The following is a 26,611-nucleotide window of genomic DNA, read 5'->3' as shown; positions in this document are numbered from 1 at the left end:
GTTTACTCAATTATTGATACCACTCACTAAATAGGATTGAACGAGACGATGGATTAGCGTTAAACTTGTATTGTAAATAAACGATAGTGTTTATCAAATCGTTCTTATAGAATTGATATAGATATTTAATAACCTAACCTAAAACTATATCTTAATTCAGGTTTCATTTGTGTGTTGAAAGCGGTCTTGTTTGCTAAAAGCGAGACCGCTTTTTTTGTACAAAAACTTTACTTTTGTATCATGTCCGAAATCAACCTGACCAAACACATAGAAGCATTAATCTTCTCTTCTGCTCAAAGTATTTCCCTGCAAGAAATTATCTTAGCCTTAAATGCTGTAATGGAAGCAAACTTTACAGAAGCTGATATTTTTGAGCATATTGAGCACATAAGACACAGTTATAATGAAAATGCTCACTCTATACTACAACTCGTGCATCTCAATAATGGTTATCAGTTTCTGACCAAACAAGAATATCACGAAACTATAAACCAACTGCAACTTCACCGATCTAAGAAAAAATTAAGTCAGGCAGCAATGGAAACCTTAGCCATTATTGCATATCGTCAACCCATTACCAAGCTAGAAATTGAACAAATAAGAGGTGTAAATTCTGACTACTCTGTGCAACGTTTGCTGGAAAAAGAATTGATTGTTATGGAAGGAAAAGCAGAAACACCCGGCCGGCCGATTTTGTATTGTACCAGCCCAATGTTTATGGATTATTTTGGCTTAAATAACATCTCGCAGCTGCCACAGCTTAAAGACATTGCCCGCGAGGAAAATAGCGTTGGCGAAACCGTAGAGTAACAAATTTTAATTTCTTTGAAGCCAGTTTGTTATTAAAAAAAAGTTTTTTGTATTTTTAAACTATAAAAGCAATTTTTATTTTTGTGTAATGAAAACTCCAAAGAAATCCCCAGTAAAACCGACTACCAAAAAAGAGGTAGAAGATAATGATGATTTTGATGATGATGCCGACGTACAGCCTTCTAAAAAATCACGCGATGACGATGACGACGATTTCGACGGTCCGCTTGACGACCTAGATAATTTTGATTACGATGATGACGATGATGATTATTAATCATTAAAATTCTTATATATTTGAAAAGCATCCGCCATTTGGCCGGATGCTTTTTACTTTTACAATCCATTCATGCAAGTTATACACGTAAGTAATTCCTCTCACAAAACAGACTTCCTTAACGTAGCTAAAAAAATATATCAAGGCGACGAAAACTGGATTTGTCCACTAGATGTCGAAGTTGAAAATATATTTAATCCCTCGAAAAATAATTTCTTTAACCACGGTAAATGTACCAGGTGGATACTGAAAGATCAATCCGGGAAGTTAATTGGCCGGGTTGCTGCATTTATAAATGAAAAGAAAGCCTACAATTATGATCAGCCCACCGGTGGAATGGGATTTTTTGAATGTATTGATGACCAAAAAGCAGCATTTTTATTGTTCGACACAGCAAAAAACTGGTTGATTGAAAACGGAATGAAAGCGATGGACGGGCCCATTAATTTTGGTGAAAATGATACTTTTTGGGGATTATTGGTTGAAGGTTTCACGCCCCCATCTTTTGGGATGAATTATCATCACCCTTACTACAAGGCTTTTTTTGAAAGTTACGGTTTCGAGACACTATATGAACAGATTACCAATCACCTTGCTGTAAAAAAACCATTTCCAGAGCGTTTTACTAAAATTGCTACCTGGGTAGCTCAAAAACCTGGCTATACGTTCGAATACTTCTCTACGGCAAATACCGACAAATATATTTCCGATTTAATGGAGATTTATAACGACGGCTGGCAGGATTTTGAAAACTTTGTGCAAATTAAGAAAGAAACTCTGCAGGAAAGTTTCAACAGCATGAAACCCATAATGGATGAAAAATTGATCTGGTTTGCCTATGTAAATGGCGAACCTGCTTCTTTCGTAGTGATCATACCTGATGCCAACCAAATGATTAAAGGCTTAAACGGAAAGCTCGGTCTCATTGAAAAATTACGCTTTGCTTATCGCCGTTGGGTTGGTGTCACACGCATGCGCGCGGTTGTAATGGGCACAAAACAAAAATTTCAGAAGCACGGATTAGAGTCAGCTTTGTTTATTAAACTGAAGGAATATGTTTTGCCAAAAAATCAATACGAAGAATTGGAATTGAGCTGGGTTGGCGACTTTAACGATAAAATGCTGGCCATTCACGAAGCAACAGGTGCAGTTTTTGGTAAACGTCATCTCACAATGAGAAAAATATTCTAATTATATCTGCAATATCCAATCGTACTTGCGCTCGTTTACAACGAGCGCAAAAATAGCTCAGCGATTATTCAAATACAACCGTCAATTTCAACACTTAGCTGAGTTTCGTTTAAAACGAAATATATTTCCCCACTCGTTATAAACGAGCGGGAGCAAGTTTTTAAAGACCAAGTTTATCGTACAAATCGATAACTTTTTTTCTAAGCTTATTAATTTCCTCGTCTTTAGTAGCAAGCTGTTCTGTAAGGGCTTTAATCTGATCAGCGCCTGATATAGAAACAGTTAGTTTTCCGGTAAGCAATTGCGTTACCGGTACGTGGAAGACTTTAGATATTTGAAACAAACGCGAAACGTTTAGGTCGGTTTGGCCCGTTTCAATTTTACAAAATGCTGGAGTGGAGATCTCTAATAACCTCGCAGCATCTGCCTGACTAATTCCAAGTGAGATTCTACACTTTTTGATATTATCTCCAATACTTCTCATCAATTATTGCGGTAGTGATGCAGCCAATTCTGGCAGATCAAAACCTGCATAGTTTCCGGAACTCATCATTAATAAGTTACTGTTTTTATAATTCATGCTTATTAAAAATGCTTTGAGTTTAGCTGCATCATCAAAGAATTTCAGATTAGGGTTGGCAAAAGCCTGTTGAACATCATCTTCAGAAAAAGCTTCCATTCTTTTTTGTTCAAAAGATTTCCGGTCTATAAAAACAATTGCAACATCTGCTTTATCCATCGCGCCCGCATATTCGTTCAAGAAATTTTTATTCAAACTACTAAAGGTATGCAGCTCAATACAGGCCACCAATTTACGAGCGGTAAATTGAGCTTTTACAGCATCGATAGTTGCTTTAAGCTTAGATGGAGAGTGCGCAAAATCTTTATAGACATTCGTTGAGGCATTTGCAGAAATTACTTCTAAACGTTTCGCCGCACCCGTAAAACTAGCTATTGCTTCATCAAACTGTTGCGCAGTAATTTTCAATTCCGCACAAACCAGTTTTGCTGCATTAAGATTCATTAAATTATGATCACCAAAAATTTTCAACGCCGTACGTTCAGGCAATAAATAAGTTATACCCTGTTCTATTTCATGATCAGGAATAGCGTAGCCAATTTTGCGAACCTGTGCCTCAGATTTTTCAACAAGCGCATTCAGGTCATCATCGGCCTGGCAGTAAATTAGTGTACCATCAGTCTGTACGGTATCAATAAATTTATCAAACTGTAAAACATACTCTGCATATGTCGGAAAAACATTAATGTGATCCCAGGCAATTCCACTAATAACCGCAACATTTGCTTTATATAGGTGAAATTTCGGCCTACGGTCAATCGGCGAAGCTAGATATTCATCTCCTTCAATAATCATTACCGGTGCCTCTTGGGTTATTTTAACCATCGTTTCAAAACCTGCAAGTTGCGCGCCAACCAGGTAATCGAAATCTTGATTATAATAATTAAGCACATGTAGAATCATACTGGTAATTGTTGTTTTACCATGACTTCCGCCAATTACCACGCGAAGTTTATCTTTACTCTGCTCGTAAATATATTCTGGATACGAGTATATTTTAAGCCCAAGTTCTTGTGCTTTCAACAATTCTGGATTGTCTATTCTGGCGTGCATGCCCAAAATTACCGCATCAAGGTTTTTGGAAATTCGGTTTTCATCCCAGCCCATTTCTTTAGGCAGCAAACCATATTTTTCCAATCTTGATTTTGCCGGTTCAAAAATCACATCATCTGAACCCGTAATCTGATAGCCTTTTTTATGCAAGGCAATTGCCATATTGTGCATGGCACTGCCGCCAATTGCTATAAAATGTATACGCATTTATTTTATTTTAGGTTCCTTTTACCTTTCAACTTACGCCTTTATCCTTTTTTTTCAAACTGTGCGGCAACCCAATCTCCGTTTTGTTTATGGTCAAGATAATGGATTCCATATTTGGCGCATTCTTCTGTAATCATTTCCAGATCTGGTGTAAGGTAAAAACCACTGAAAAATATTTTTCCACTTTGTTTTAGTACTTCCGCATAGCGATGAATCTGATCCAATAGAATATTTCTATTGATGTTGGCAAAAATCACATCATACTTTTCATCCGGAATTACTTCTTTACTTCCGCATAAAGCCGTTAAATTGCCAACATGGTTTAGCGCAGCATTTTCGAGTGTACTTTCGTAACATACGTCGTCATAATCAATGGCGACAAGCTTTTTTGCACCCAGTTTTGCAGCCAAAATTGCCAGAATTGCAGTACCGCAACCCATATCCAGCACGTCTTTGTCTTTCAAATCTGCAGCTAGAATGTATTGCATCATCATGGTTGTAGTTTGATGGTGACCAGTACCGAAAGACATTTTTGGGTCGATCACAATCTCGTATGGATACGATGGTTGCGCCTCATGAAAGGTTGCGCGTACGTAACAAACGTCATCGATAATGAGTGGCGAAAAATTCTTTTCCCATTCTGCATTCCAGTTTTCGTCGGCAACATCTTCTAAATGATAAGTTGCCTTAAATTCTTCTGCATGGCCGAGCAATAAATCTTTCAATTGTTGCTCATCAAAATTCTCTTTAATGACAAAAGCCGTAAAACCGCTTTCATTTTCTTCAAAAGTATCAAAACCAAGATCAGCAAGATCACTGATGAGTAGATCTTGCTGATAATCTTCGATATGCTCGAAGCTAATAATTACTTTTGTATATTGCATTAGCTGTTAAAAGCTTTGATAATGTCTACAAAATCGCGTGATTTTAACGAAGCACCGCCAATTAAGCCGCCATCAATATCTTTCTGTGCAAATAAACTTGCTGCATTACCTGGATTACAGCTTCCGCCATAAAGGATTGTGGTATCATCAGCAATATTGAAACCGTATTTTGCATCAATTTCACTTCTGATAAATGCATGAATATCTTGTGCTTGTTCTGGCGTTGCAGTTAATCCTGTTCCAATTGCCCAAACTGGTTCATAAGCAATCACAACTTTTTTGAAATCTTCTTCGCTCAGGTTAAATAAACCCTCAACAAGTTGTCTTTTGATCACTTCAAAATAGCTTCCGTTATTTCTTTCATCTAAAGTTTCGCCAATGCAGAAAATTGGTTTTAAATCATTTGTGAGTGCTGTAATGGTTTTTGCTGCCAATAATTGATCGCTTTCTGCAAAATATTGTCTACGTTCTGAGTGACCTAGAATTACATATTCTACACCAACAGATTTTACCATCTTTGCTGAGATTTCGCCAGTGTATGCACCACTTTCTTTATCGTGGATATTCTGAGCACCGATTTTCACATCTGCACCACCCAGTTTTACCAAGCTGTTCAAATGAACGAATGGTGAGCAAATTACAGCAAGCTGATCGCCTTTGCGTTCATCTTTAACCATATTTACAATTTCACTAAACAATGAAATGCCTTCATTGTAATCCAAATTCATTTTCCAGTTACCGGCAACGATTTTTTTTCTCATCTTATTATTTAATATTTACGCCAGATGTTTTTATGATCTGACAGGGTTGATATAAATTCGGTTTAAAATCTTCTATATTTTTCTGTACTTGTGAATATAGACTTTATTATATTTTTTTCGGTTTCGTCAAGATCCAATCCGCGCCTTTCGAAAACTTTTGCCGTTGTTTCAAACATTTTATCTAAAGCATAGGTGTCAAATCCTTGTGCGCCGCCCCAGGCAAAATCCGGAATAAAGTTACCTGGAAAACCGCCACCAAATACATTTGCACTTACACCGGTTACCGTTCCGGTATTGAACATGGTATTGATTCCGCATTTGGAATGATCGGCCATAATTAAACCGCAGAACTGCAATCCCGTATTACGGAAATGTTCATTTTCATAATCCCAAAGTTTAACCTCGGCATAATTGTTTTTAAGGTTAGAGTTGTTACTGTCTGCGCCAATATTGCACCATTGGCCCATTACAGAATTTCCGAGATAACCTTCATGTCCTTTGGATGAAAAACCCCAGATTACGGCATTATTAATTTCTCCGCCAACCCTTGAAAATGGACCAATTGTAGTGTTGGGATAAATTTTTGCACCCATTTTTACTGAAGAACCTTCGCACAGCGCAAATGAACCACGAATGGCACACGATTCCCAAACTTCGGCATTTTTACCTAAATAGATCGGCCCTTGCAAACTGTTAAATATAGAGCATTCTGCTTTTGCACCTTCTTCAGCAAAAATATTATCGCCTAAAAAAGTGTTTGTAGAACTTAATGCTGCAGATGTACGCCCTTTAGTTAGCAACTCAAAATCGCTTTTTAAAGCAATACCATTGCGCATAAAAATATGCTCAGGATATTCTATTCTGATAAAATCAGCAGAATAAATAACGGGTTTTAGCTGATTAATTTCGTTTAAACGAATTGGATTTGAAGATTTGAAAGCAATTGTGATTTCATTTGAACGAAGTGCTTCACCGTCATTAAGCTGATGAATGGCATCCAGCAGTTGCTGATCCGGGCAAATAGATCCATTGATACACAATTCTGCATTATTTTTTGATGGGAACTTTACCGATAAATAATCCTGCGTCAGATAACCAAAATCTGCATGAAGGTATTTACCCCACTTTTCAGCAATTGTTAAGATACCAATGCGTAAATCGGCCACAGGCCTGGTAAAGGTAAGCGGGCGTAATGTTGCCCAGCTAGAATCATCAAAAAGATTGATTGTCATAAGCAACAAAAATAAAAAAAGTCCCGATGCTTTTGGCAAAGGGACTTCAAAAAATGCTTTTTTACGGCTAAATTATTTCTTAGCGTAACGGTTTTTGAATTTATCGATACGTCCTGCTGTATCAACCAATTTCATTTTACCTGTATAAAAAGGGTGTGAAGTGTGAGAAATCTCTAATTTATAAAGAGGATACTCATTACCATCTTCCCATTGAATCGTTTCTTTAGTATCTACACAAGATTTTGTTAAAAAAGCATACTCGTTAGACATATCTTTGAAAACAACTGGTCTGTAGCTAGTAGGATGCAGATCTTTTTTCATTATTATATATTTTTAAATTCTTCCTTTATTTTTAAGGATGCAAATGTATTGAAATACTTTTGGATTAACAAGTTAGTTATCTGTTTTTTTTCAAATAAAAGCCGTCGATTTGAGATCGACGGCCTAACAACAAAACAAATATATGATTTAGTCTGGAATGATTGCCGATTAATATTCTTCGGCCAATACATTAAAGAAATTGCGAATGGGCTGAAACTGCGGATGTAACGAAACGACATCTCCAAAAACCAATAAGGCCGGTGCAGATATTTTCTTGTCTTTTACAATTTCTGCAATGGTATCTACAATGCCTACTTCTATCCTTTCTTGTGGTGTAGATCCGTTTTGAATAACGGCAACCGGCATTAAATTTTTATTCTCTGCCTGAAAAATTGCAGCAATTTCCTGTACTTTTTCAATACCGTTGAGCACTACAATAGTTGCCTTTGTTTTCGCAGCTATGTATAAGTCTTCAGAAATCAAACCTTTAGAATTTGTTCCGGTAACAGCCCAAAAACTTTCGCTCAGATCTTTATAAATCATCGGGATTTTCTGCAAACTTGGGGCGCCTGTTGCGCTGGAAATGCCGGGAATTATTTCTGTAGGGATACTGTACAATTCTGCTGCATCAATTTCTTCATAACCTTTAGCAAAAAAGAAAGGATCGCCGCTTTTTAAACGTACAACATGGCCATAATTTAAGGCATAATCTACAATCAACTTATTAACAGCATCTTGAGAAAAAGACTCATCATCAGTGCGTTTCCCAACATATACTTTTGGAATATCACATGGCGCATGATTCAATAAAGCTTCATTAACATTGGCATCATACAATACAACATCTGCAGTTTTTAATGCCTTCACCCCTTTTAAACTGAACAAATCCGGATCTCCTGGCCCAGCGCCAATTAATGTAATCCGTGGTTCTATTTCTGATTTCTTTACTTTATTTAAAATCATATCACAATAGTCAAATCTTTCTCAAACCTGTTAATTACTACAAATATATAAAGTCTATAGAATTTATAGTAATTTATTTTGTTTTTTTTATTTCACAATTAAACAACTGACAATTAAGATCTTAAAACCGGTTATTTATCCTCTTTACGAAACACCGCCAAACCTGCGCTCAAAATCTTTATATCCGATGATTACATTAACCCAAAAACTTATAACCTTATTGAAAAACCTAGTTCCAGATGTATTTATTGGCAAGGCTAAACTTTCGATTGTACTTTCTGGTTGTATCTATATGGAAAGAAATAAAAAGATTATCGGTCTTTGCGGCAGCCTAAGAAAAGGCTCTTTGAACGCAATGTTATTAAAAACAGCAGGTAAATTATTGCCAGATAGTGTGGATTTTGAGATTCTGGATTACGCAGACATTCCGGTATATAACGCCGATTATGATACACCAGCGGCAACTGAGCGCCCCTTACCTGTAAATAATTTCAGAAATGCCCTTGCAACGGCAGATGCTTTTTTAATAGCGTCTCCAGAATACAATTATTCTATTCCGGGCGGACTAAAAAACGCCATTGATTGGGCCAGCCGTGGTAAAGATTCTCCTTTAATGCACAAGCCTGTTGCCATAATGGGCGCCACACAGGGAATGTGGGGAACCGTAAGAATGCAAACGGCCTTTTTACCTGTTTTTACTTTTTTAAATATGAACCCCGTACTACAACCGGAAGTTTTGATTGCCCAGGCGCAAGATAAATTCGGTGAAAATGGGGAGCTCACAGATGCGCAGACTGTTGAAATTATACAAAACAAACTGAATAATTTAATTAAAGCCTGTGAGGTATAAACCTTATGTTACTCATTATTTTTTCGTTAAATATCAGGTGAACTACCTGATAAACCTGACAGTCAATATGCCAAAAAGGCCACAAAAATATCTGACATTTATACAAAAAAAGTCAGATTGTCAATCTGTCAGTTCATAAAAATTAATCACTTGATTAAATTTCTGTCACCACAAAATAATATTGATTTAACATGAATTTTATATTTATTTAACACATAACAAGTTAGCCAAAATCTGATTTTTTGATGACGATAGACCTGTTTTCTGGCACATACATTGACTTTTAGGGTCACATAGTCAGACACTAAAATAATATGTCAGGCTGTATAATTAACAAATAAATATATAATAAAATGAAAAAACTATTATTATCATTAGTAGCAGTTGCAGGTTTAATCTACAGTGCAAATGCACAAACAGAAAAAGGAAAATTCATCTTAGGTGGTAACGTTGGTTTCAACTCAACAAAAGTAAGCGGCGCGCCAAAGTCTGACGTAAGCTTCAGTGTTGTACCACAGGTTGGATATTTTGTAGGGAACAACTTCGCAATCGGTACAGGTGTAGGTTACACTTATGATAAACAAGTAAGCGATAACAACTTAAATCAGGCTTTTCAGGTTTCCCCTTTCGGCCGTTACTATGTAAACCTTTCTGATCAGTTTAAATTCTTTGGTCAATTATCTGTACCAATGGCATTCGGAAACAACAAAGTTGTTGATGCACAAGGCGAAACTGGTGCAAAAGTTGGTTCAACTACAAGCATTGGTGTAAATGTTGCACCTGGTTTTGCATTTTTCCCAACCAAAAGAATTGGTATCGAAGTATCAGTTAATGGTTTAGGATATGAAAACTACCAAGTGAAAAACGAAGCTACAGGTGCAAAAGTAACTTCTAATTCATTCGGTTTAGAAGCGAACACTTTCGCGCCTAAATTGGGTGTAATGTTCCACTTCTAGTTTTTGAGTTTTGTATACAACAAAACTTAAAAATCTACTTAACTTTTTTTTAGAAAATGCCCCGTATAATCCGGGGCATTTTTGTTTATTTCTTTTCTCTGATGGCTTTAAATTCAGAACCTTTTTTCCATTTCGGAAAACCAGATTCGTTACTCAGGCGGAAGCCTAAATCAAAAAGCAAACGTTCATCTTCGATAATACCAGACAGATCCCAAGTTTTGGCGTCGAAATTATCCTGAGGCGAATGGTACCTGTTTTTTGTAAAATCTGCTACTTGTTTCAAACCCCATTCTCGCCCATTTTTAACATTATCTACTCCAGAACCAGTAAATAAAGATGGTACGCCAACTTTTGCGAGGTTAAAATGATCTGAACGATAATACAAACCTGAAGATGGAACAGGATCTGGAACGATAACCCGGTTTTGTTTTCTGGCAGATTCTGCTGCATAATCTTCCAGCTCAGATTGGCCAAAACCATAAATTACAATGTCTTTCGTTTTACCGGCAATGCCCATCATATCCATATTGATATTGGCAACCGTTTTATTTAAAGGGAAAACGGGATTTTTTGCATAAAACTCAGAACCCAATAATCCTTGTTCCTCTCCGGTATAAGAAATAAACAAAATTGATCTTTTCGGCACTGCCGATAGTTTTTTGAAAGCGGAGGCAATTTCCAGCAATGAAGCAACTCCTGTTGCATTATCTACAGCGCCGTTATAAATAGAATCGCCTTTAATTTTCTCGCCAATACCCAAATGATCCCAATGTGCAGAATAAATAATGGCTTCATCCTTCTTGTCGGTTCCGGATAACTTGGCCAGCACATTATAACTTACAGAAGTTTTGACGGTATTTTCAATCGATAAACTTGTACTTAAATTCAGTTTTACAGGTTTGAAACCTTTCTTCAAGGCCGCTGCAGATAATGATTCAAAAGATTGGCCGGCCAGCTTGAAAATTTCTTTTGCCTTTGGCAATGAAATCCATCCTTCTATTGTGGTTCTGTTCATTCCATTTTCTGGCGATTGCAATTGCAGTTTAGATTTAGACCAACCGCTTCTCACTACACTCCAAGGATAAGCTGCAGGTTCTGTATCGTGTACAATCAAAACGCCGGCAGCACCTTGTCTTGATGCTTCCTCAAATTTGTAGGTCCAACGGCCGTAATAGGTCATGTTTTTTCCTTTAAACAAAGTAGAATCTGAAAATCCAGGATCATTAATTAAAACCACGACAGTTTTACCTTTAACATCTAATCCAGCATAATCATTCCATCCATATTCCGGAGCGACAATCCCATAACCAGCAAATACAATCGGCGAGTTTTCAAGTTTTACCTGCTGCTGCACATGTCTGGATCCGGCAACGAAATCGTTTAGATAATCTAAAGAAACTACACCAGAATTGCTTTTAATAAACATTTTAGCTTCAGGGAGAGATTTAATCTCGACCATAGGAACTTCCTGAAAAAAACTTCCGCCATTGGCCGGTTCTAAACCGAGTTTTTGAAATTCGGTTTTCAGGTAATTGATGGTTGTAGTTTCACCTTTTGTAAAGGGTTTTCTTCCTTCAAAATCATCAGAAGCAATGGAAGCCATATATTTCGTTAAACTGGAATCGTTTATGACCTTTATAGCTGTAGAATCTGCCGAAACATCAGTTTGCCCGCTTCTGGATTGACAAGCCGCTGCACCAACACAAGCTAAAGCCATCATTCCGATTATTTTCTTCATAAGAAATTATTTTTTTTCGGAAAATACAAACAAAACGGCATATACGATCTCATTAGCTTTTAATGAGTTTGATTTTTTTTAATTGTTGACCGTTTCTGGTAATAATCACTACATATACACCTGTAGACAGCTGCGAAAGATCAAAGCGGTTTGTGCTATTGGCCACTACTTGTTCAAAAACTTTTTGCCCCAGCATGTTAACAACAGAAAGCGAGTAATCCGAAAATGATCCGCTTAAAACGGTCAAAAAATCCGAAACGGGATTTGGATAGATTGAAAATTCATCCTCTTGCAAAAATACAACAGAAACGAGATCGCTTATAACGCGACCAAAAGTTGTTTCGTAGGTTACCCGATAATATTGAATGCCTTTTTTAGGATTCGCATCTAAAATACTATACTGCAACTGGTTTCCAACAACAGTAGTTTGTTGCAAGGCTGTAAAGGTATTTACGGCAGTTAATTTTTCCCAAATGATGTTTTTAAGATCTGCGGTTGTACCAATATTCAGATCCAAACGTACCTGGTTATTTTCGGTTATGGAGGCAAAAAACTGCCTGGTATAACAAGAAACGCCTTGTTGTGTATAATTAATGGTATAACTTTTTAAGCCTGAAAAATCTACGCCGTTGGCGCCAACAGCAAAAAATTGACCAGACAATTGGTCTGCATTTAGCCGTAATATTGTATCTGCTGTAGTGGCCAATGCCTGCAATTTATTGTCTACAATACCATAAAGCGTATAATCTTTTGCCCCATCTTGTTTATTCCAATACAGAAACGCACCATGGGTACAGGCATAGCCAACTTTTAGGGTTCGTGCTTTGGAAACAATAAAACTCTGACTGAGGTACATCTGCCCGGCTATTTCCATTTTAAGCAGCGCACGAGAAAAAACTTCAGGCACATTCCAGAGATAAAAACCTGTTGATAGATTAATTTGTGCATTGATCAATTGCCAGTTTACACCACCATCAAAACTTACAGATAAACTGCCTTGACTGGCAGAAAGCGTATTCTTCCAACGGATATAATTCCCTTCATCTGCATAAAACCCTTCTTCCTGAACGGGGCTGGAAAATTGAAACTGATTTTTGAGTTTATAACTGTATGCCAGAGCAAAACGCTGTTGGTTACCTTGTGTTATACCCGCACCATTAACCTGAACCTGAAAAATACCAGAAGATGGATTTTCTATTGAAACCTGTTGTACATTATTCAAAAGATCTACTTTACGTTCGGCATTTTTAACCAAAGAATCTGCGTGCGGAAAGCTGCTCAATACCCAAGGTAAAAAAGAACTTCCAGATGCATCTTGAACTTGTAATGGCAAATGATTAATTAAGCTCGCCGTAGCATTAATTTCTGCCGGAGGATCATTCCACGCAACGGTTACTTTAATTTCGGCTACATTATCCGGAACAGATAAAGCCACAGACTTCACTTCATCTTTATTTACATCATAAACTGCTGCCCGGTTTTCGTCAATTGTTTTTAAAGATTGCGTAATGTTTACCTTACCATATCCATAAATATAATCTGGCCCAGGCCTGCCCAAATCGTCTGCAGCATTAATCATAACTGCTTTTACCAAAGCCGCCGAAGGCGCAACGTTAAATTTCTGGCGGTACATCTGTTCAAGTAAAACAACAGATCCACTTGTAATGGCCGCAGAGCCAGAAGTTCCATCTTGCCCAAGCGCAACCAGTTCTGGTTTTATGCGCCCATCATAAGCCGGTCCTCTGCTGCTCAAATCTTCAGAAACGTTTTCTCTGTTAATACCTCCAATAACCAATAAGTTTTTGGCTTGTTTAAAATTTCCTGTCAAGTTTGCTTGAGCAGCCAATCCCTGATATACACCAGCAGAAGGTGTACTTGTACCAACATTACCGGCAGAAAAAACATGCACCAAAGTATCGGCATCGTATATTTGCCTGTCGTAAGCAGCAGCTTCAATTCCATATACATTTTCTATTGTTGTGCCGTAAGAGTGATTTTGTATCTGAATATTCCGGGCGCTCAACGTAGCAATATCATCCGGCATAATGTTACTAAAAGACGACGACGACAATTTTGCAGAGGGTGCTACACCTAATCCGCGGAGAAAAGAATTTCCACTGCCTACAGCTAAGGTTGCCATTGTTGTTGCATGTGCGGTTACTGTATTGCTTGCGGCAGCATTTGGGAGGTTTTTTCCCAGTAAATCCAGATCTAGCTCATCAAATAAATCTTCTTTTATAGATAAATTTACACCGGTACCATCAATTCCTGAGTAAAGGTTTCTAGCCTCAGAAACTTCGTTCACGGCAAGGTCTATACCATTTATTACAACTTCGGTTTTGGCTTTCGGCGCCTGAAGATCAACGTACACAACTTCTTCGTTTTCAAGCAATTTTTGCAAATTTTTTGGCGCAACTATAACCGTTGCAATCTTCTGTAGAGTGTCTACAGAGGTTAGCACCAAAGTTTGCCGAAGTTCGGCGCTGGCTTCCCATTGTTTAAATGCAATCCGCAAAGCGAGCTCTTTTTTTGATGTAGGGTTTCGCTCGTAACTCTTCATCAATTCATCGCTTAATTTCCAAAGGTTATTGGCGGCAAAAGTTACATAACTTGCTGTTGGTAAATCTTGAAGATTTGCACCATCTACGACATAATACGTAGGCGCTAACACTTTTAGCGGGCGGATTTTTTGCAACTGAGCGGTGCTAAGTGATGTATTTGTCCGGATTAGAACCTTTAGTGGTTTATCTGCAACAGTTGTTAAATTCTGGTTTAAATATTTTTCTATGTTTTTTTCTACACGAAGGGGCTTGGTTTGTGCCAGCAATGTTGTGTTAATAGAAAAATATAATATATTTAATACTACAAATAAGACTTTCAAAATATATTTATGTATAAAATTATGTTTACATATTTATTTTTCATTACTTTAGATTTGACATTGGTAATGTACAAAAAACTAACCTATTTCAAATAAACAAAAAATTAAAACTATGAAACAAGCAAAACTTGTGTTTTTCGGCGTGGGATGCGCCTTAATTTTATGTATTTTTTCATGTAGAAAAAATAATACAGACACACCACCAGAAAACACAGACATTCCGGCAAGCGTTCTTGCTCAGATCAGCAACCTTGGCTTTAGCACAAATCAAGTGGTAAAAACTTCTGGAGGCTATTTAGTAGAAGGTGATATTCTATTAACCAATGCGAATTTAAGCGAAACTTTTACCGGTGCAAACTTAAATATTGCAGAAACAGAACAGTACCGAACCACAAATTTGGTAAAATCGCTTCCAAGAGTGATAACCATCTCTGTTACAAATTTATCAAGCGCATATGAAACGGCGGTAAACAATGCAATTGTGCGCTACAATGCTTTGGGTTTAAGACTAATTTTTCAGCGCGCTGCAAGCGGTGCAACTGGTAATATTGATATTCAAGGTTTTAACGAAGGTGTGGGAAGCGATGGATTTATTACACTTGGATCTGCAGGTTTCCCAACCTCTTCCGGAAACCCGTATAATAAAATCTTAATGAATACAAACTCGGCAGCTTATGGCTCAAATCCCAACGTGTTGTATTTAACATCTGTACTTCAGCATGAAATTGGCCACTGTATTGGTCTCCGCCATACCGATTATATGAACCGCGCATTTAGCTGTGGCGCAGCTGGCGCTGGCAATGAAGGTGCATCTTCTTACGGTGCAATTTTAATTCCGGGTACACCATCTACGCCAGATGCAGCATCATACATGCTGGCTTGCTCAAATGGTGGCGACCGTACATTCAATGCAAATGACATCATTGCATTAAACTATCTGTACAAATAAAAACAAACAAAATCATCCCTAAGTAAATTGCCATGTCACAAAAAAGCGTAGATCAAAGTCTACGCTTTTTTTATGCTTTGAATTTTTTAAATATGCTTACAAAGCATAATAGAATAATTGATATGTAAAAAATTAGCATCAGTAGCTAAATAAAAAATTTCCAATGCTGTCTCTAAACCACAAAAAGGTGCAAAGTAAAATTTGCACCTTTTTGTGGTAAACGGGTTTTAGCATTATTTTGTTAACAAACCATCAAAAGTTATGGCGGCATAATATAACGCGCCTAAAGTCGGCCCGCCAGCATATTGGATATAGTTTTTATTAAAGATATTCGTTCCTCCAATTTTCACCAATGCTTTTGCTTGTGGAATCCGATAACTAATCTGCGCATCTACAGTGTTAAAAGATGGGACGGTTGCAGTAACTAGCGGACTTTCCCACTGGAAAGCTTCTTGCCATTTCCAAACAATATTGAACCCGAAATTCGGTAGGATTTCTCTGTTTCCGAAAGAAAGGTTGGTGGTCCATTCTGGTGTATTAAATCCGGTCACAAAAACATCTTGCGTACTGTTCGTTTTCATTTTATTGAAACTGGTATTTCCTGAAAAAGTGTACTTCTGATAGAAATTGTAAGTAAAACCTAATGCAGAACCAAAATTGGTGTATTTGTTTTTCGCATTTGTATACACGCGGTACCGATCCTGACTGCTGTCGCGGTTTGCATCCAACATAGCCAAAACTGCAGCATCCGATCCAACTGTGGCATTTTTCGGAACATCAACTTGTACCTGCCCTAAAAATCCGTCGTAAGTGTTTGTATAGGCGTCAATATCCAATACGACTTTATTGTCTGCTAGTATGCTTTTGTAACCAATCTCGAATGAATTGATTTTTTCTGGCCGGGCTGGCGTTAAATTGGCCACTTCAAGTAAATTCCGGTTGGCCAAAGCGGCTTCATTTCTGGTTGCGCCGGCGGCAACAGCCGCATTTACTGCCGAATTAAATGCTACACCAGACGATCGTGTATAACTATTTTCGAGGTACCCTAATCCTTCATTAATGTAAGGTAAACTGCCTACGCGTTTAACACGCCCATTGTTTACGTAAGATAATGCCTCAAATATGCCCGGAAAGCGATAACCTTGCTGATAGGTTACTCTGAAATTATTGTGTTCATCGGGCGAGTATACCGCAGCCACACGCGGTGTAAACTTTGGATCAAATTCGGGATTATAATCCCAGCGAAGCGACCCAAAGAGCTTCAGTTTCTCTTCAAAGAAAGTTTTGGTTACCTGCGCAAATGCGCCCACTTTCTTATAATGGATTTTATTGCCGAATGTGCCATCAGGAAGTTGTTTGTTCCGATCGGCAATTGGCCGACTAAAATCAACAAAGCTGTTTCCATCCGGGATAATTTCATATAAACGTGCATCGCCACCTACCAATAAATCAAAAATCTTGACCGTTTTAGACAAATCCCATTGGCCTTCTGCATGGTACATATTACTTTTTTGAACCAATGCCGCACCACCGGTTAACGGCGCATCCGGAATCTGAGCAGATCTAATGTCCCAGTTATTAGTTGTAATAATTTGTTGCTTTAAAGCTTCAAACGCAGCAGTTCCGGGTTCGGCGCGGCCAGCATCTGCAATTTGGCGGGCATATGCGGTTGCTGCAGCCAGATTGGTATTATTCAACGTTCCGCCGTTTGAAGATGCGTAACTATTCAGCGCATTTTTAAACTTTGTACCCCATGCACTTCCAGAATTTGTACCGGTTCCATCGCCGTATAAATCCAGGTTATCCGCCAGTGGCTTAACGTTAAAAGAATTTCCGGAATCTTCCAGAGAAACATACGTGCGTACCAAAAAATTGCTACCCTTGAGTTCCAGTTTGTGATTTTGCACAATTACATTATCGAGCTGAATTTTATTTCCCCGTTGGAAAACGCCATCCATTTTTCCAATGCGATATGCGTAAGACAATTCTGCATGTTCCGTTACCCTATAATGAACCGCTGCATCAAACTTCAGGTTATCTACGTTCGGACTTACCAAATCCTTTTCGTAATAACCCGTACGGGCGACGTTGAGTGTCTGATTGGCCTGTCCGTTTATCGTTAATCCACTAATAGATACCGTATTGCTTCCGGAAAGCACATCGTCGCCATATTTATTCCAGGCATCGTAGGCAACATTATTGGCTCCATTTAAGGCCGGAAAACTTGGGTTTGCAGATTTTAAATTATTCGGATTCTGATCTAATCTTGTATCAGACAACCAATCGGTTCCCTTTAAATAACTGATATTTACTTTAAAAGCCCATTTATCATTGAAAGCTTTTGCATATCGGATTGCGGTTTCTGTAAGGTTGCTTAAATCTCTTCCGGTACCGCCGAGATGATTAATTCCAGATTTCTGGTAAAAACTTAAACCCTGATATTGAAAAGGACTTTTTGTGATTAGATTTGACATTCCGTTTATTGCATTCATGCCATACAAGGCAGAGGCAGCACCCGGAGTAATCTCTACACTTGCGATATCAAGTTCAGTTGGCCCGATTGCGTTTCCAAGTGGTACGCCTAAAGTGGCGGCTTGCATATCCACGCCATCAACCAGTTGCATAAAACGGTAATTACTTGGAATATTGAATCCGCGTGTGTTCGGAATTTTGAAGGTAAGGCTTGATGTAGTCATTTGTACGCCTTTCACATTTTCCAATGCATCATAAAAACTTGGTGCCGGCGATTCGCGGATGGCACGAATATCTAGCTTTTCTATTGCTACAGGCGATTTCAGAATGCTTTCTTCAACACGTGATGCAGTTACTACAACCTCCCCGCCCAGAACGGTTTGCGTAACCAGTGCGATTGTAAGGTTAGAATTTGGGCCGGTAACTTCAAATTCCTGAGTTTTGAAACCGATTGAAGATACCGAAATTTTGAATGGATATTTGGCTTTTGTACGCAGCACAAATTTACCTTGCTGATCGGAAGAGGTTCCAGAAATGGTTCCCTTTACCAAAATCGTAACACCGGGAATGGGTTCTTTATTTTCCTGATCGATAATTTGACCAGAAATTTCAATCAAGTTGTTTCCCTGCGCAAAAGCAAAATAGGGAAGAAAAAATAAAACAGTTAAAAAAGTAGTTTTAATCGCATAAAGCTTGGTTTTCATATGAAGTTTTGGGGCGTTATTGTGGTTCAATTATTGGATTATTCCTCGTTCGGGAAAACAGATTAGGTGCATGCGAAAATCCACAACAGCGCCTTAAAAATAAGTTTTTCATGTTTTGATTAGTTTAATTATATAATTTCTATAGAAATAGTAGACAAATATATTAAAAAAATAGATTATACAAATCTTTCCTACTGATAACCCGATATTTATCTACAGATAAGTGCTTACATTCATTTTATCTCCTGGCAGATCTCAATCAATACACCGTTTGCTTCTTTGGGATGAACAAAGCAAACCATTTTATTATCAGCGCCTTTTTTAGGCTGATCATTTAACAACTGAAATCCCTCGTTTTTAAGTCGCTCCATTTCCGCGAGAATATCATCTACCAAAAAAGCGATGTGGTGTATTCCCTCTCCTTTTCGATCAATAAATTTTGAGATGGTACTTTCAGGTGCAGAAGCTTCTAAAAGTTCTATTTTATTTTCTCCCGTTTTAAGAAAGGCTGTGGTAACCATTTCTGAGGCAACAGTTTCTGTTTTATAGCAATCGGTATTCAACAGTTTTTCGTAGATTTTGACCGCAGAATCCAGATTCTTAACTGCGATACCGATATGTTCTATCTTATTCATAGGAAATCAAAAAAATATGTAAATTTCAAAACGTTATGTGAATGTAAAAATGCACAAACTCCCTATAGCCTCATAGCTATTAATTATAATTGTTAGAAAAGATTTTTCGTATCTTTGTGATAAAATTAACAGAATAAGATGAAACAGCCGATATATTTAGATAATAATGCGACCACACCTCTTGACCCTAGAGTGCTGGAAGCAATGCTACCTTTTTTTACCGAGAAATTCGGAAATGCCGCAAGCAGAAACCACGCTTTCGGTTGGGTTGCAGAAGAAGGTGTTGATTATGCACGTGAGCAGGTGGCCAAATTGATCGGCTGTACAGAAAAAGAAATTATTTTTACCTCTGGAGCAACTGAGGCCGATAACTTGGCAATTAAAGGTGTTTTCGAGATGTATAAAGATAAAGGTAACCACATTATCACAGCGGTTACTGAACATAAAGCCGTATTGGATACCTGCAAACATTTAGAAAAAAATGGTGCACGTGTAACTTACCTTGCGGTTAAAGAAGATGGATTGATTGATTTGGCTGAACTTGAAGCTGCAATGACTCCTGAAACGATTTTGGTATCTATCATGTACGGAAATAACGAAATTGGTGTAATTCAACCAGTTAAAGAAATTTCAGCAATTGCCCATAAATTTGGTGCGTTGTTTATGACAGATGCAACTCAAGCTGTAGGAAAAATTCCCGTTGATGTAAATGCTGACGGCATTGATTTAATGGCTTTTTCTGCACATAAAATGTACGGACCAAAAGGTGTTGGCGCGCTATACGTTCGCCGTAAAAACCCAAGAGTTAAAGTTACAGCACAAATGGACGGCGGTGGCCACGAACGCGGAATGCGTTCTGGAACTTTAAACGTACCAGGAATTGTTGGTTTAGGTAAAGCTTGTGAGTTGTGCCGTTTAGAAATGGAAAGCGAAGCTAAACGTTTATCTGCTTTACGTGATCGTTTAGAATCTACCTTAAATAAAATGGAAGAAAGTTACGTAAATGGAAACGTAGAACACCGTTTGCCACACGTAGCCAATATTTCTTTCAAATATGTTGAAGGGGAAGGTTTAATGATGGCGATGAGCGATTTAGCTGTTTCTTCTGGCTCCGCATGTACTTCTGCTTCTTTAGAACCTTCGTATGTATTGAAAAGCTTAGGTCTTTCTGATGATTTGGCACACTCTTCTATCCGTTATGGTTTAGGAAGATTTACTACTGAAGAAGATATCGATCATGCAATTGAGATTACTCAAAAAGCGGTTAATCACCTGAGAGAACTTTCTCCACTTTGGGAAATGTTTAAAGAAGGTGTAGACTTGAGCAAAATTGAGTGGGCAGAACACTAAGAAAGTTGGAAGCTTAAAGGTTTAAAGTGAAAAGCTTAATACCCAAAAGCAATCCGCATAGTAGAAAAATGAATTAAAAAATAAATCCGTAAGGATAAAAAAATAGAAATTATGGCATATTCAGATAAAGTAATAGATCATTATAGTAACCCACGTAACGTAGGTACTTTAAATAAAGACAGCAAAGCTGTTGGTACAGGTTTAGTAGGTGCACCAGAATGTGGAGACGTTATGCGACTTCAGATTGAAGTTGGCGACGATAATGTGATTACCGATGCTAAATTTAAAACTTTTGGTTGCGGTTCTGCAATTGCTTCTTCTTCGTTGGCTACAGAATGGTTAAAAGGAAAAACAATTGATGAGGCATTGGCAATTGACAATATGGATATTGTTGAAGAATTGGCTTTACCACCGGTAAAAATTCACTGTTCTGTGTTGGCAGAAGATGCGATCAAATCTGCGATTAATGACTATCGCGTAAAAAATGGTTTGGAAGCAATTGTGTTAGAGAAATCTCACCATTAGTAGCAAAGAAAGAGCATTAAATATCAGTATACCTTCATACACGATACCTGATGCTCAATACTTGATATTCGTTACTAAGTATTAATACGAAAAGAAATGATTACAATAACCGATAAAGCAAAAGATAAAATAGATCACTTAATGCAGGATTCTGAATTGGGTTCTGACTATTTTTTACGCGTATCTGTAAAAGGTGGCGGATGTTCTGGTTTATCTTACAATCTGGATTTTGATAATGAATCTAAATCCGGAGATCAGTTCTTCGAAGACAGAGGAATTAAAATTGCATTGGATATGAAATCCTTCCTATACCTTGCTGGTACAGAATTGGATTTTTCTGACGGATTAAACGGAAAAGGATTTAACTTTATTAACCCTAACGCCAGCCGGACATGTGGCTGTGGAGAAAGTTTCTCTGTTTAAAAACCGATAAACAATATAATAATATTATAGCCTCATAAGAGATTTTCTTGTGAGGCTATTTTTATAAGTTCTGCTACGTTTTTTACTTTGAATTTCTGTAGTAGATGTTTCCTATGTGTTTCTACAGTTAACTTACTCAAGAAAAGTTCATCGGCAATTACCTGCGTAGTTTTACCTAGCGCCACAAGTTCCAGAATTTCCTTTTCCCGTTTAGTCAGTCTGATTGTATCACGCTCCTCTTCCAGCCTGGCGCTAAAAATAATTTTTTTTACTTCCTCGCTAAAAGTGATGTTGCCTTGTAATGCCTCGCCGATACAAATCAGCAACTCATCTACTGCAGTATTTTTTAACAGATAACCGCTGGCGCCATTGTCAATCATTTTCATAATTATACTGCGCTCGTTGTGGTTACTTAATGCCAATACGGAAGTTTTTGCAGACCGTTTTTTAATTTCTTTACATAATTCTATACCGCCAATATCTGGCAGACTGATATCCAGCAGCACAACATCTGTTGGTGTAGATTTTAAAAATTCAAGAAAATCATTTCCCGATATAAAACTGCCAATAACCTCTACACGCTCTTTATTTTTTAAAATATTCTGCAATCCTTCAATAACCACGGGATGATCGTCAACAATTGCAATTCTGACTTTAGGTTGTAACATTAAGTTCTATATTGATATTTGTACCACGCTGTTCTGTATTGGAAATGACCTCAAAAGTTCCGTCTAAATAGTCAACACGGTTTCTGATATTAATCAATCCCATTCCCATTTTGTTTTTTAAATCGCCAGCATCAAACCCTATGCCATCATCTTCAATCGTAATTAAAAACGAACCGTTCTCTTCGCTACATTGCAGCAAAACGTGCCGAGCAAACGCATGGCGAACAACATTGCTTAACAACTCTTGTACAATACGGTAAATGGAAATTTGCGCCCGCATATTCATTTTTTTCAAATCGCCGTATGTTTGCAGTTTAATATCCAGATCATTGGCCTGCATAGAATTGCAGAGATCGCGCAGCGAAGTTTCCAGTCCGAATTTCAACAAGGTTTCTGGCATCATATTATGTGCTATACGCCGTAGTTCCGTCACCGACGTATCCAGCTGATCAATAATTGGATACAAACCCAATTGCTGGTTTTCCTGTTCATTAACAGCAAAATCAGAAAGATTTAACTTGATTCCAGCCAGCATTCCGCCCAACCCGTCATGTAAATCACGTGCAACACGTTTACGTTCTTCTTCCTGCCCTTCTAACATCGCTTGTGCAATTTTTATTTGTTGCTGCTGTTCAATATCTTTTAATTCTTGTTGATGACTCAATTCCTTTTGTTTCGCCTGGCGTTTCCCATTGCGATAAGTAAGCCAAATGACAACTGAGATGGCCAGAAGCAGAAGACTGCTTACGCCAAAAAGCAAGCCCAATAAACGATTATTACTCGCTTCTGCTTTTATACGCGCATTAGCGGCATTAAGTGTACTGATTTTCTGCTGATTTTCGACATTTCGGTATTTAACTTCAAGCGCGTTGATGTCATTTTTAAGCTGACTGTTATTCATGCTATCTGCCATTTCACTATACCGCTCCAACCATTGGTAACCCGTTTTATAATTACCAACCGCACTATACAACTTTGCCCATTCTAAATACACCCATTTTCTATTGTTTGAGGTGGCCATGTAGCCAGAATCTGCAGAGACCTCTCTGATGATTTTCATCGCCTCCGGATATTTCTTCAGTTTTTTTAACACAGAAAATTTTTGAATTTTCAGCGTTTGAAATAAGTAATCCTTATTCTGTGCTTTGGCAATTTGTGAACCTTCATCATAACTTTTTAACGCTTGTTCGTATTGATTGGATTCCTCAAAATAGTTTCCTTCCGTCCAGTAATAATCTGGCCATAATGATGAAGATGGATAATTTTTCAATTTTGCTTTGGCCTTATCCAGCAAAAGTTTCGCCGGAGAAAGTTCTTGCTGGTAGATGTAATTGGCTGCACCTAATATATAAGTGTTAAGCAAAATGGTGGATTTGGTGATGCGCCCTTCCAGCAGTTTTATCGCCAATATATAATACGTCTCTGCTTTTTGATATTGATCGTTATTCGTAAATATTTTACCCATTTGCGAGTAATACTTCGCCAGTGTCATCGTATCCCGGCCAAGTTTTGCCAATGGAATAACTTTGTTAAGCAAAATTTGAATAACCGCTTTATCATTGTCTTTTTGCTGCTCCAGAATTGCAGAATTATACCAAAGTTTAGAGCGGAATATATAAGCTTCGGCTGTTTTAAAAAAAGCCAGTTTCTTATCGCCTTCTACAATTGCGTGTAAACTCCGTTTCGGATCTGCATCCAGATATAAATTAGATTCGAAAAAGTATGATTTCCCATCAATAAAAGGATATTTTACCGATAGCTTTTTACCTTGATTAAAGAATTGTTCGGCCTTTTTAAAATCATCCTGCACCGACCAGTAGTGCGACAATTTAAAATCAATCATAGATCGGGTACTATCTGAAAGCGGTTTCTGCAACAACCGAGTTAAACTGTCTGCATATTCTTCAGAATTGAGTGGAAGCTGAGCAAAACCATTGTAAAAAACAAAAAGGAGAAAAAAAAGCGGGATGAAACGTTTTATCATAGTACAATATTATAGTTCTGTGTGTTATTGCAGCACAGACTGGAAAAAATACCCGAAAACAGGTAGTTTTTATTTTTTCTTTAAAGAGCGTAAATTACGATGGCTTTTTCGTATTCCTGCTTAAAGTTTGATTTTTAAGCGGCTATTGCTTTTTTAAACCAAAAAGCACTATAATTGTTAATTAAAACGAACGAACCTAAATACGAGCATGCCATTAATTAATGAATTTTCTACCGTTCCTTCTTTATTAAGGAATGTTGTAAAAAACATCCATAAGCCTCAAGATACCTTCCTAATCGCTAAACAAGGCAACGACTGGACTGAGATTTCTTATGAAGATACCTTGAAACGTGCGGATGCAGTGTCGGCATTTTTCTTAGAGAAAGGCGTGCAAAAAGGCGATCGACTTGGATTAATGATTGAAAATTCACCAGAATATGTGTATTACGACCAGGGAATACAGCAAATTGGCGCGGTAAATTGTTCAATTTATCCAACCCTATCCGAACAGGAAGTTGCGTACATTATTAATGATTCTGGTATTAAAGCTATTCTGGTTGGCAACAATTTTCTGTACCGCAAAGTATTGAAAATCGCTTCAAACTGTAAAGCATTAAGCATCATTATTCCAGCTTTCAAGGAGTATGAGAAGGTAACTGTTCCGGAAGATGTACATGCAGAAATCATCAGCTTTGCTGATATTTTATCGCTAAAACATCAGCTAACTGCTGCAGAGAAAGCTGAAATTGATCAATGTAGAAGTGCAATAGATCCGCATGATGTATCTTCTTTAATTTATACATCAGGAACTATGGGCACACCGAAAGGTGTAATGCTTACCCACCATAATTTTGTTAAAAACGTAGAAGTATGTTTGCAACAAATCCCGGTAATTGATGAAACTGAAACCTTTTTATCATTTTTACCGCTGTCTCACGTTTTTGAACGCACCGCTACCTACCATGTGTGTTGTGCACAAGGGTGTAAAATTGCTTTCGCTCAAAGTTTAGAGCTTCTGGCGAAGAATATGGGCGAAGTTAAGCCAACAGTTATGAACTGTGTGCCTCGGTTACTAGAAAGGATACACGATAAAGCAATAAAATCTGGCACATCTGCAGGTGGTACGAAAGCGAAAATTTTTAACTGGGCTTTAGAAACCGGAAAAAAATATCGTGAAGCCAAAGAAGCAGGGAAAAACCCAGGGTTAATACTTTCTGCCAAAAAAGCTATGGCCGAGAAACTGGTGTTCAGCAAAATCAAAGAAAAAACCGGCGGAAGATTAAAATTTATGATTTCTGGAGGCGCAGCGTTACCTAAAAATGTAGGCGAGTTTTTTGGCGATCTGGGCATTAAAATTCTTGAAGGTTTTGGCTTAACAGAAACTTCTCCTGTAATGGCGGTAACAGAATTTCATCGTCAGATTTACGGAACTGTAGGTCGCGTGATACCGGGCATTGAAGTTGGGATTCAGAATGTTGAAAGCAAAACAATCATTAATATCCAAAACCACGATACGTTTAATGAAGGTTTTGAATGTGCAGAAGGCGAAATTATTGTTCGCGGTCATTGCGTGATGAAAGGTTATTTTAATAAACCGGCCGAAACTGCAGAAGCAATTGATAAAGATATGTGGTTCCATACGGGTGATATTGGCCGTTTCTACAAAGGAAACCTGCAGATTACTGATCGATTGAAAAATATGATCGTAAATGCATACGGCAAAAATGTGTATCCAACGCCTGTTGAAAACATTTATTTAAAAAGCCCTAAAATTGATCAATTGTTTTTAATCGGCGATAAGCGAGAATTTATTACAGCGATTATCATCCCGAACCGGGAAACATTGGAAGAAACCTTTAAGCTGAAACCGTCTTTCTTTGAAGATGAAAATCCGTTTATAGACGAAAAGGAAATTATCGACTGGATGGCGCTAGATATCAAAAAAATCTCTAATGAACTGGCAAAATTTGAGCGCATTAAAAATTTCAAAATCAAACGAAATCCATTTAATATTGATGAGGGCGAGATTACGCCAACATTGAAAGTAAAACGTAGGATTGTGGAGAAAAAATATGCAGAAGCCATTGGCCAGATGTACCAGGAAGGTGTAGAAGCAGATTAACTTCAACTTGCCCAATTATTAAGAAAACGTTTTAAGCATTGGCCTTTGTTTTTGATCCATCAACTTCGGATTGAG

The 26,611-nt window shown here is 37.7% G+C and carries 23 protein-coding genes; 10 read left to right on the top strand and 13 right to left on the bottom strand.

The window, feature by feature from the left end; all coding sequences use genetic code 11:
• Positions 1 to 240 precede the first annotated feature (240 nt).
• The 3 genes from scpB (at position 241) to ACJVDH_RS05180 (ending at position 2,278) form a co-directional block, all read left to right on the top strand.
• Complete coding sequence (gene scpB, locus ACJVDH_RS05190; protein ID WP_443946508.1) at positions 241 to 810, top strand: SMC-Scp complex subunit ScpB; 570 nt, start codon at positions 241 to 243, stop codon at positions 808 to 810.
• 88 nt (positions 811 to 898) lie between these two features.
• Positions 899 to 1,087: a hypothetical protein gene (locus tag ACJVDH_RS05185; RefSeq protein ID WP_443946507.1), complete on the top strand. Its 189-nt coding sequence runs from the start codon at positions 899 to 901 to the stop codon at positions 1,085 to 1,087.
• Positions 1,088 to 1,159: 72 nt separating this feature from the next.
• Positions 1,160 to 2,278 (top strand): GNAT family N-acetyltransferase, encoded by a 1,119-nt coding sequence (locus ACJVDH_RS05180; RefSeq protein ID WP_443946506.1) that lies wholly within the window; start codon positions 1,160 to 1,162, stop codon positions 2,276 to 2,278.
• A 160-nt stretch (positions 2,279 to 2,438) separates the two neighbouring features.
• Here ACJVDH_RS05180 and ACJVDH_RS05175 read toward each other — a convergent pair whose 3' ends face one another.
• From ACJVDH_RS05175 to cobA, 7 genes are all read right to left on the bottom strand, one after another.
• On the bottom strand, positions 2,439 to 2,762 hold the full coding sequence (locus ACJVDH_RS05175) for a helix-turn-helix domain-containing protein (protein WP_443946505.1): 324 nt from the start codon (positions 2,760 to 2,762) through the stop codon (positions 2,439 to 2,441).
• 3 nt (positions 2,763 to 2,765) lie between these two features.
• A complete protein-coding gene (locus ACJVDH_RS05170; protein ID WP_443946504.1) occupies positions 2,766 to 4,118 on the bottom strand; it encodes a UDP-N-acetylmuramate--L-alanine ligase in 1,353 nt (450 codons plus the stop codon).
• A 41-nt stretch (positions 4,119 to 4,159) separates the two neighbouring features.
• Positions 4,160 to 5,002, bottom strand: a complete 843-nt coding sequence (prmA, locus tag ACJVDH_RS05165; RefSeq protein ID WP_443946503.1) for a 50S ribosomal protein L11 methyltransferase — start codon at positions 5,000 to 5,002, stop codon at positions 4,160 to 4,162.
• A complete protein-coding gene (gene tpiA, locus ACJVDH_RS05160; RefSeq protein ID WP_443946502.1) occupies positions 5,002 to 5,763 on the bottom strand; it encodes a triose-phosphate isomerase in 762 nt (253 codons plus the stop codon). The genes prmA and tpiA overlap by 1 nt, the downstream gene beginning before the upstream one ends.
• A gap of 62 nt (positions 5,764 to 5,825) precedes the next feature.
• Positions 5,826 to 6,995 carry a putative sugar nucleotidyl transferase gene (locus ACJVDH_RS05155; protein WP_443946501.1) on the bottom strand — a complete coding sequence of 390 codons (1,170 nt, stop codon included), beginning with the start codon at positions 6,993 to 6,995 and terminating at the stop codon, positions 5,826 to 5,828.
• Between the two features lie 72 nt (positions 6,996 to 7,067).
• Complete coding sequence (locus ACJVDH_RS05150; RefSeq protein WP_029284320.1) at positions 7,068 to 7,316, bottom strand: type B 50S ribosomal protein L31; 249 nt, start codon at positions 7,314 to 7,316, stop codon at positions 7,068 to 7,070.
• Between the two features lie 168 nt (positions 7,317 to 7,484).
• Positions 7,485 to 8,279 carry a uroporphyrinogen-III C-methyltransferase gene (gene cobA / locus ACJVDH_RS05145; RefSeq protein WP_443946500.1) on the bottom strand — a complete coding sequence of 265 codons (795 nt, stop codon included), beginning with the start codon at positions 8,277 to 8,279 and terminating at the stop codon, positions 7,485 to 7,487.
• A 187-nt stretch (positions 8,280 to 8,466) separates the two neighbouring features.
• On the opposite strand from cobA, the gene ACJVDH_RS05140 reads away from it, so the two are divergent.
• Positions 8,467 to 9,129, top strand: coding sequence for an NADPH-dependent FMN reductase (locus ACJVDH_RS05140; RefSeq protein ID WP_443946499.1), 663 nt, complete (start codon positions 8,467 to 8,469; stop codon positions 9,127 to 9,129).
• Between the two features lie 353 nt (positions 9,130 to 9,482).
• On the top strand, positions 9,483 to 10,085 hold the full coding sequence (locus ACJVDH_RS05135) for an outer membrane beta-barrel protein (RefSeq protein WP_443946498.1): 603 nt from the start codon (positions 9,483 to 9,485) through the stop codon (positions 10,083 to 10,085).
• An 85-nt stretch (positions 10,086 to 10,170) separates the two neighbouring features.
• On the opposite strand, the gene ACJVDH_RS05130 is transcribed toward ACJVDH_RS05135, so the two are convergent.
• Both ACJVDH_RS05130 and ACJVDH_RS05125 read right to left on the bottom strand, forming a co-directional pair.
• Positions 10,171 to 11,823, bottom strand: a complete 1,653-nt coding sequence (locus ACJVDH_RS05130; RefSeq protein ID WP_443946497.1) for a M28 family metallopeptidase — start codon at positions 11,821 to 11,823, stop codon at positions 10,171 to 10,173.
• A 52-nt stretch (positions 11,824 to 11,875) separates the two neighbouring features.
• Complete coding sequence (locus ACJVDH_RS05125) at positions 11,876 to 14,704, bottom strand: S8/S53 family peptidase (RefSeq protein ID WP_443946496.1); 2,829 nt, start codon at positions 14,702 to 14,704, stop codon at positions 11,876 to 11,878.
• Between the two features lie 112 nt (positions 14,705 to 14,816).
• Here ACJVDH_RS05125 and ACJVDH_RS05120 point away from each other — a divergent pair, with 112 nt between their 5' ends.
• The gene (locus ACJVDH_RS05120; protein ID WP_443946495.1) at positions 14,817 to 15,653 is read left to right on the top strand and encodes a M57 family metalloprotease; all 837 of its coding nucleotides are present in this window, start codon (positions 14,817 to 14,819) and stop codon (positions 15,651 to 15,653) included.
• Between the two features lie 233 nt (positions 15,654 to 15,886).
• On the opposite strand, the gene ACJVDH_RS05115 is transcribed toward ACJVDH_RS05120, so the two are convergent.
• Positions 15,887 to 18,829: a TonB-dependent receptor gene (locus ACJVDH_RS05115; protein WP_443946494.1), complete on the bottom strand. Its 2,943-nt coding sequence runs from the start codon at positions 18,827 to 18,829 to the stop codon at positions 15,887 to 15,889.
• A gap of 233 nt (positions 18,830 to 19,062) precedes the next feature.
• Positions 19,063 to 19,464, bottom strand: a complete 402-nt coding sequence (mce, locus tag ACJVDH_RS05110) for a methylmalonyl-CoA epimerase (RefSeq protein ID WP_443946493.1) — start codon at positions 19,462 to 19,464, stop codon at positions 19,063 to 19,065.
• A gap of 138 nt (positions 19,465 to 19,602) precedes the next feature.
• Between mce and ACJVDH_RS05105 the strand changes: the two genes are divergently transcribed.
• The 3 genes from ACJVDH_RS05105 (at position 19,603) to ACJVDH_RS05095 (ending at position 21,762) form a co-directional block, all read left to right on the top strand.
• A complete protein-coding gene (locus ACJVDH_RS05105; protein WP_443946492.1) occupies positions 19,603 to 20,814 on the top strand; it encodes an IscS subfamily cysteine desulfurase in 1,212 nt (403 codons plus the stop codon).
• A 111-nt stretch (positions 20,815 to 20,925) separates the two neighbouring features.
• Positions 20,926 to 21,339, top strand: a complete 414-nt coding sequence (gene iscU / locus ACJVDH_RS05100; protein ID WP_443946491.1) for a Fe-S cluster assembly scaffold IscU — start codon at positions 20,926 to 20,928, stop codon at positions 21,337 to 21,339.
• A gap of 96 nt (positions 21,340 to 21,435) precedes the next feature.
• The gene (locus ACJVDH_RS05095) at positions 21,436 to 21,762 is read left to right on the top strand and encodes a HesB/IscA family protein (protein WP_443946490.1); all 327 of its coding nucleotides are present in this window, start codon (positions 21,436 to 21,438) and stop codon (positions 21,760 to 21,762) included.
• A gap of 32 nt (positions 21,763 to 21,794) precedes the next feature.
• On the opposite strand, the gene ACJVDH_RS05090 is transcribed toward ACJVDH_RS05095, so the two are convergent.
• Positions 21,795 to 22,430 (bottom strand): response regulator transcription factor, encoded by a 636-nt coding sequence (locus ACJVDH_RS05090; RefSeq protein WP_443946489.1) that lies wholly within the window; start codon positions 22,428 to 22,430, stop codon positions 21,795 to 21,797.
• Complete coding sequence (locus ACJVDH_RS05085; protein WP_443946488.1) at positions 22,417 to 24,414, bottom strand: tetratricopeptide repeat-containing sensor histidine kinase; 1,998 nt, start codon at positions 24,412 to 24,414, stop codon at positions 22,417 to 22,419. The genes ACJVDH_RS05090 and ACJVDH_RS05085 overlap by 14 nt, the downstream gene beginning before the upstream one ends.
• A 208-nt stretch (positions 24,415 to 24,622) precedes the next feature.
• On the opposite strand from ACJVDH_RS05085, the gene ACJVDH_RS05080 reads away from it, so the two are divergent.
• Positions 24,623 to 26,536: an AMP-dependent synthetase/ligase gene (locus tag ACJVDH_RS05080; protein ID WP_443946487.1), complete on the top strand. Its 1,914-nt coding sequence runs from the start codon at positions 24,623 to 24,625 to the stop codon at positions 26,534 to 26,536.
• Positions 26,537 to 26,611 lie beyond the last annotated feature (75 nt).

Origin of the sequence: Pedobacter terrestris (genome assembly GCF_052343045.1) — a bacterium.
Lineage (GTDB): Bacteria > Bacteroidota > Bacteroidia > Sphingobacteriales > Sphingobacteriaceae > Pedobacter.
The sequence above is the reverse complement of the archived record's forward strand: the minus strand, read 5'-3'. Positions and strand labels throughout refer to the sequence as shown.

Coding starts and splice junctions, on each gene's coding strand:
- scpB (WP_443946508.1), top strand. CDS start 241: ATGTCCGAAATCAACCTGACCAAACACATAGAAGCATTAATCTTCTCT.
- ACJVDH_RS05185 (WP_443946507.1), top strand. CDS start 899: ATGAAAACTCCAAAGAAATCCCCAGTAAAACCGACTACCAAAAAAGAG.
- ACJVDH_RS05180 (WP_443946506.1), top strand. CDS start 1,160: ATGCAAGTTATACACGTAAGTAATTCCTCTCACAAAACAGACTTCCTT.
- ACJVDH_RS05175 (WP_443946505.1), bottom strand. CDS start 2,762: ATGAGAAGTATTGGAGATAATATCAAAAAGTGTAGAATCTCACTTGGA.
- ACJVDH_RS05170 (WP_443946504.1), bottom strand. CDS start 4,118: ATGCGTATACATTTTATAGCAATTGGCGGCAGTGCCATGCACAATATG.
- prmA (WP_443946503.1), bottom strand. CDS start 5,002: ATGCAATATACAAAAGTAATTATTAGCTTCGAGCATATCGAAGATTAT.
- tpiA (WP_443946502.1), bottom strand. CDS start 5,763: ATGAGAAAAAAAATCGTTGCCGGTAACTGGAAAATGAATTTGGATTAC.
- ACJVDH_RS05155 (WP_443946501.1), bottom strand. CDS start 6,995: ATGACAATCAATCTTTTTGATGATTCTAGCTGGGCAACATTACGCCCG.
- ACJVDH_RS05150 (WP_029284320.1), bottom strand. CDS start 7,316: ATGAAAAAAGATCTGCATCCTACTAGCTACAGACCAGTTGTTTTCAAA.
- cobA (WP_443946500.1), bottom strand. CDS start 8,279: ATGATTTTAAATAAAGTAAAGAAATCAGAAATAGAACCACGGATTACA.
- ACJVDH_RS05140 (WP_443946499.1), top strand. CDS start 8,467: ATGATTACATTAACCCAAAAACTTATAACCTTATTGAAAAACCTAGTT.
- ACJVDH_RS05135 (WP_443946498.1), top strand. CDS start 9,483: ATGAAAAAACTATTATTATCATTAGTAGCAGTTGCAGGTTTAATCTAC.
- ACJVDH_RS05130 (WP_443946497.1), bottom strand. CDS start 11,823: ATGAAGAAAATAATCGGAATGATGGCTTTAGCTTGTGTTGGTGCAGCG.
- ACJVDH_RS05120 (WP_443946495.1), top strand. CDS start 14,817: ATGAAACAAGCAAAACTTGTGTTTTTCGGCGTGGGATGCGCCTTAATT.
- ACJVDH_RS05115 (WP_443946494.1), bottom strand. CDS start 18,829: ATGAAAACCAAGCTTTATGCGATTAAAACTACTTTTTTAACTGTTTTA.
- mce (WP_443946493.1), bottom strand. CDS start 19,464: ATGAATAAGATAGAACATATCGGTATCGCAGTTAAGAATCTGGATTCT.
- ACJVDH_RS05105 (WP_443946492.1), top strand. CDS start 19,603: ATGAAACAGCCGATATATTTAGATAATAATGCGACCACACCTCTTGAC.
- iscU (WP_443946491.1), top strand. CDS start 20,926: ATGGCATATTCAGATAAAGTAATAGATCATTATAGTAACCCACGTAAC.
- ACJVDH_RS05095 (WP_443946490.1), top strand. CDS start 21,436: ATGATTACAATAACCGATAAAGCAAAAGATAAAATAGATCACTTAATG.
- ACJVDH_RS05090 (WP_443946489.1), bottom strand. CDS start 22,430: ATGTTACAACCTAAAGTCAGAATTGCAATTGTTGACGATCATCCCGTG.
- ACJVDH_RS05085 (WP_443946488.1), bottom strand. CDS start 24,414: ATGATAAAACGTTTCATCCCGCTTTTTTTTCTCCTTTTTGTTTTTTAC.
- ACJVDH_RS05080 (WP_443946487.1), top strand. CDS start 24,623: ATGCCATTAATTAATGAATTTTCTACCGTTCCTTCTTTATTAAGGAAT.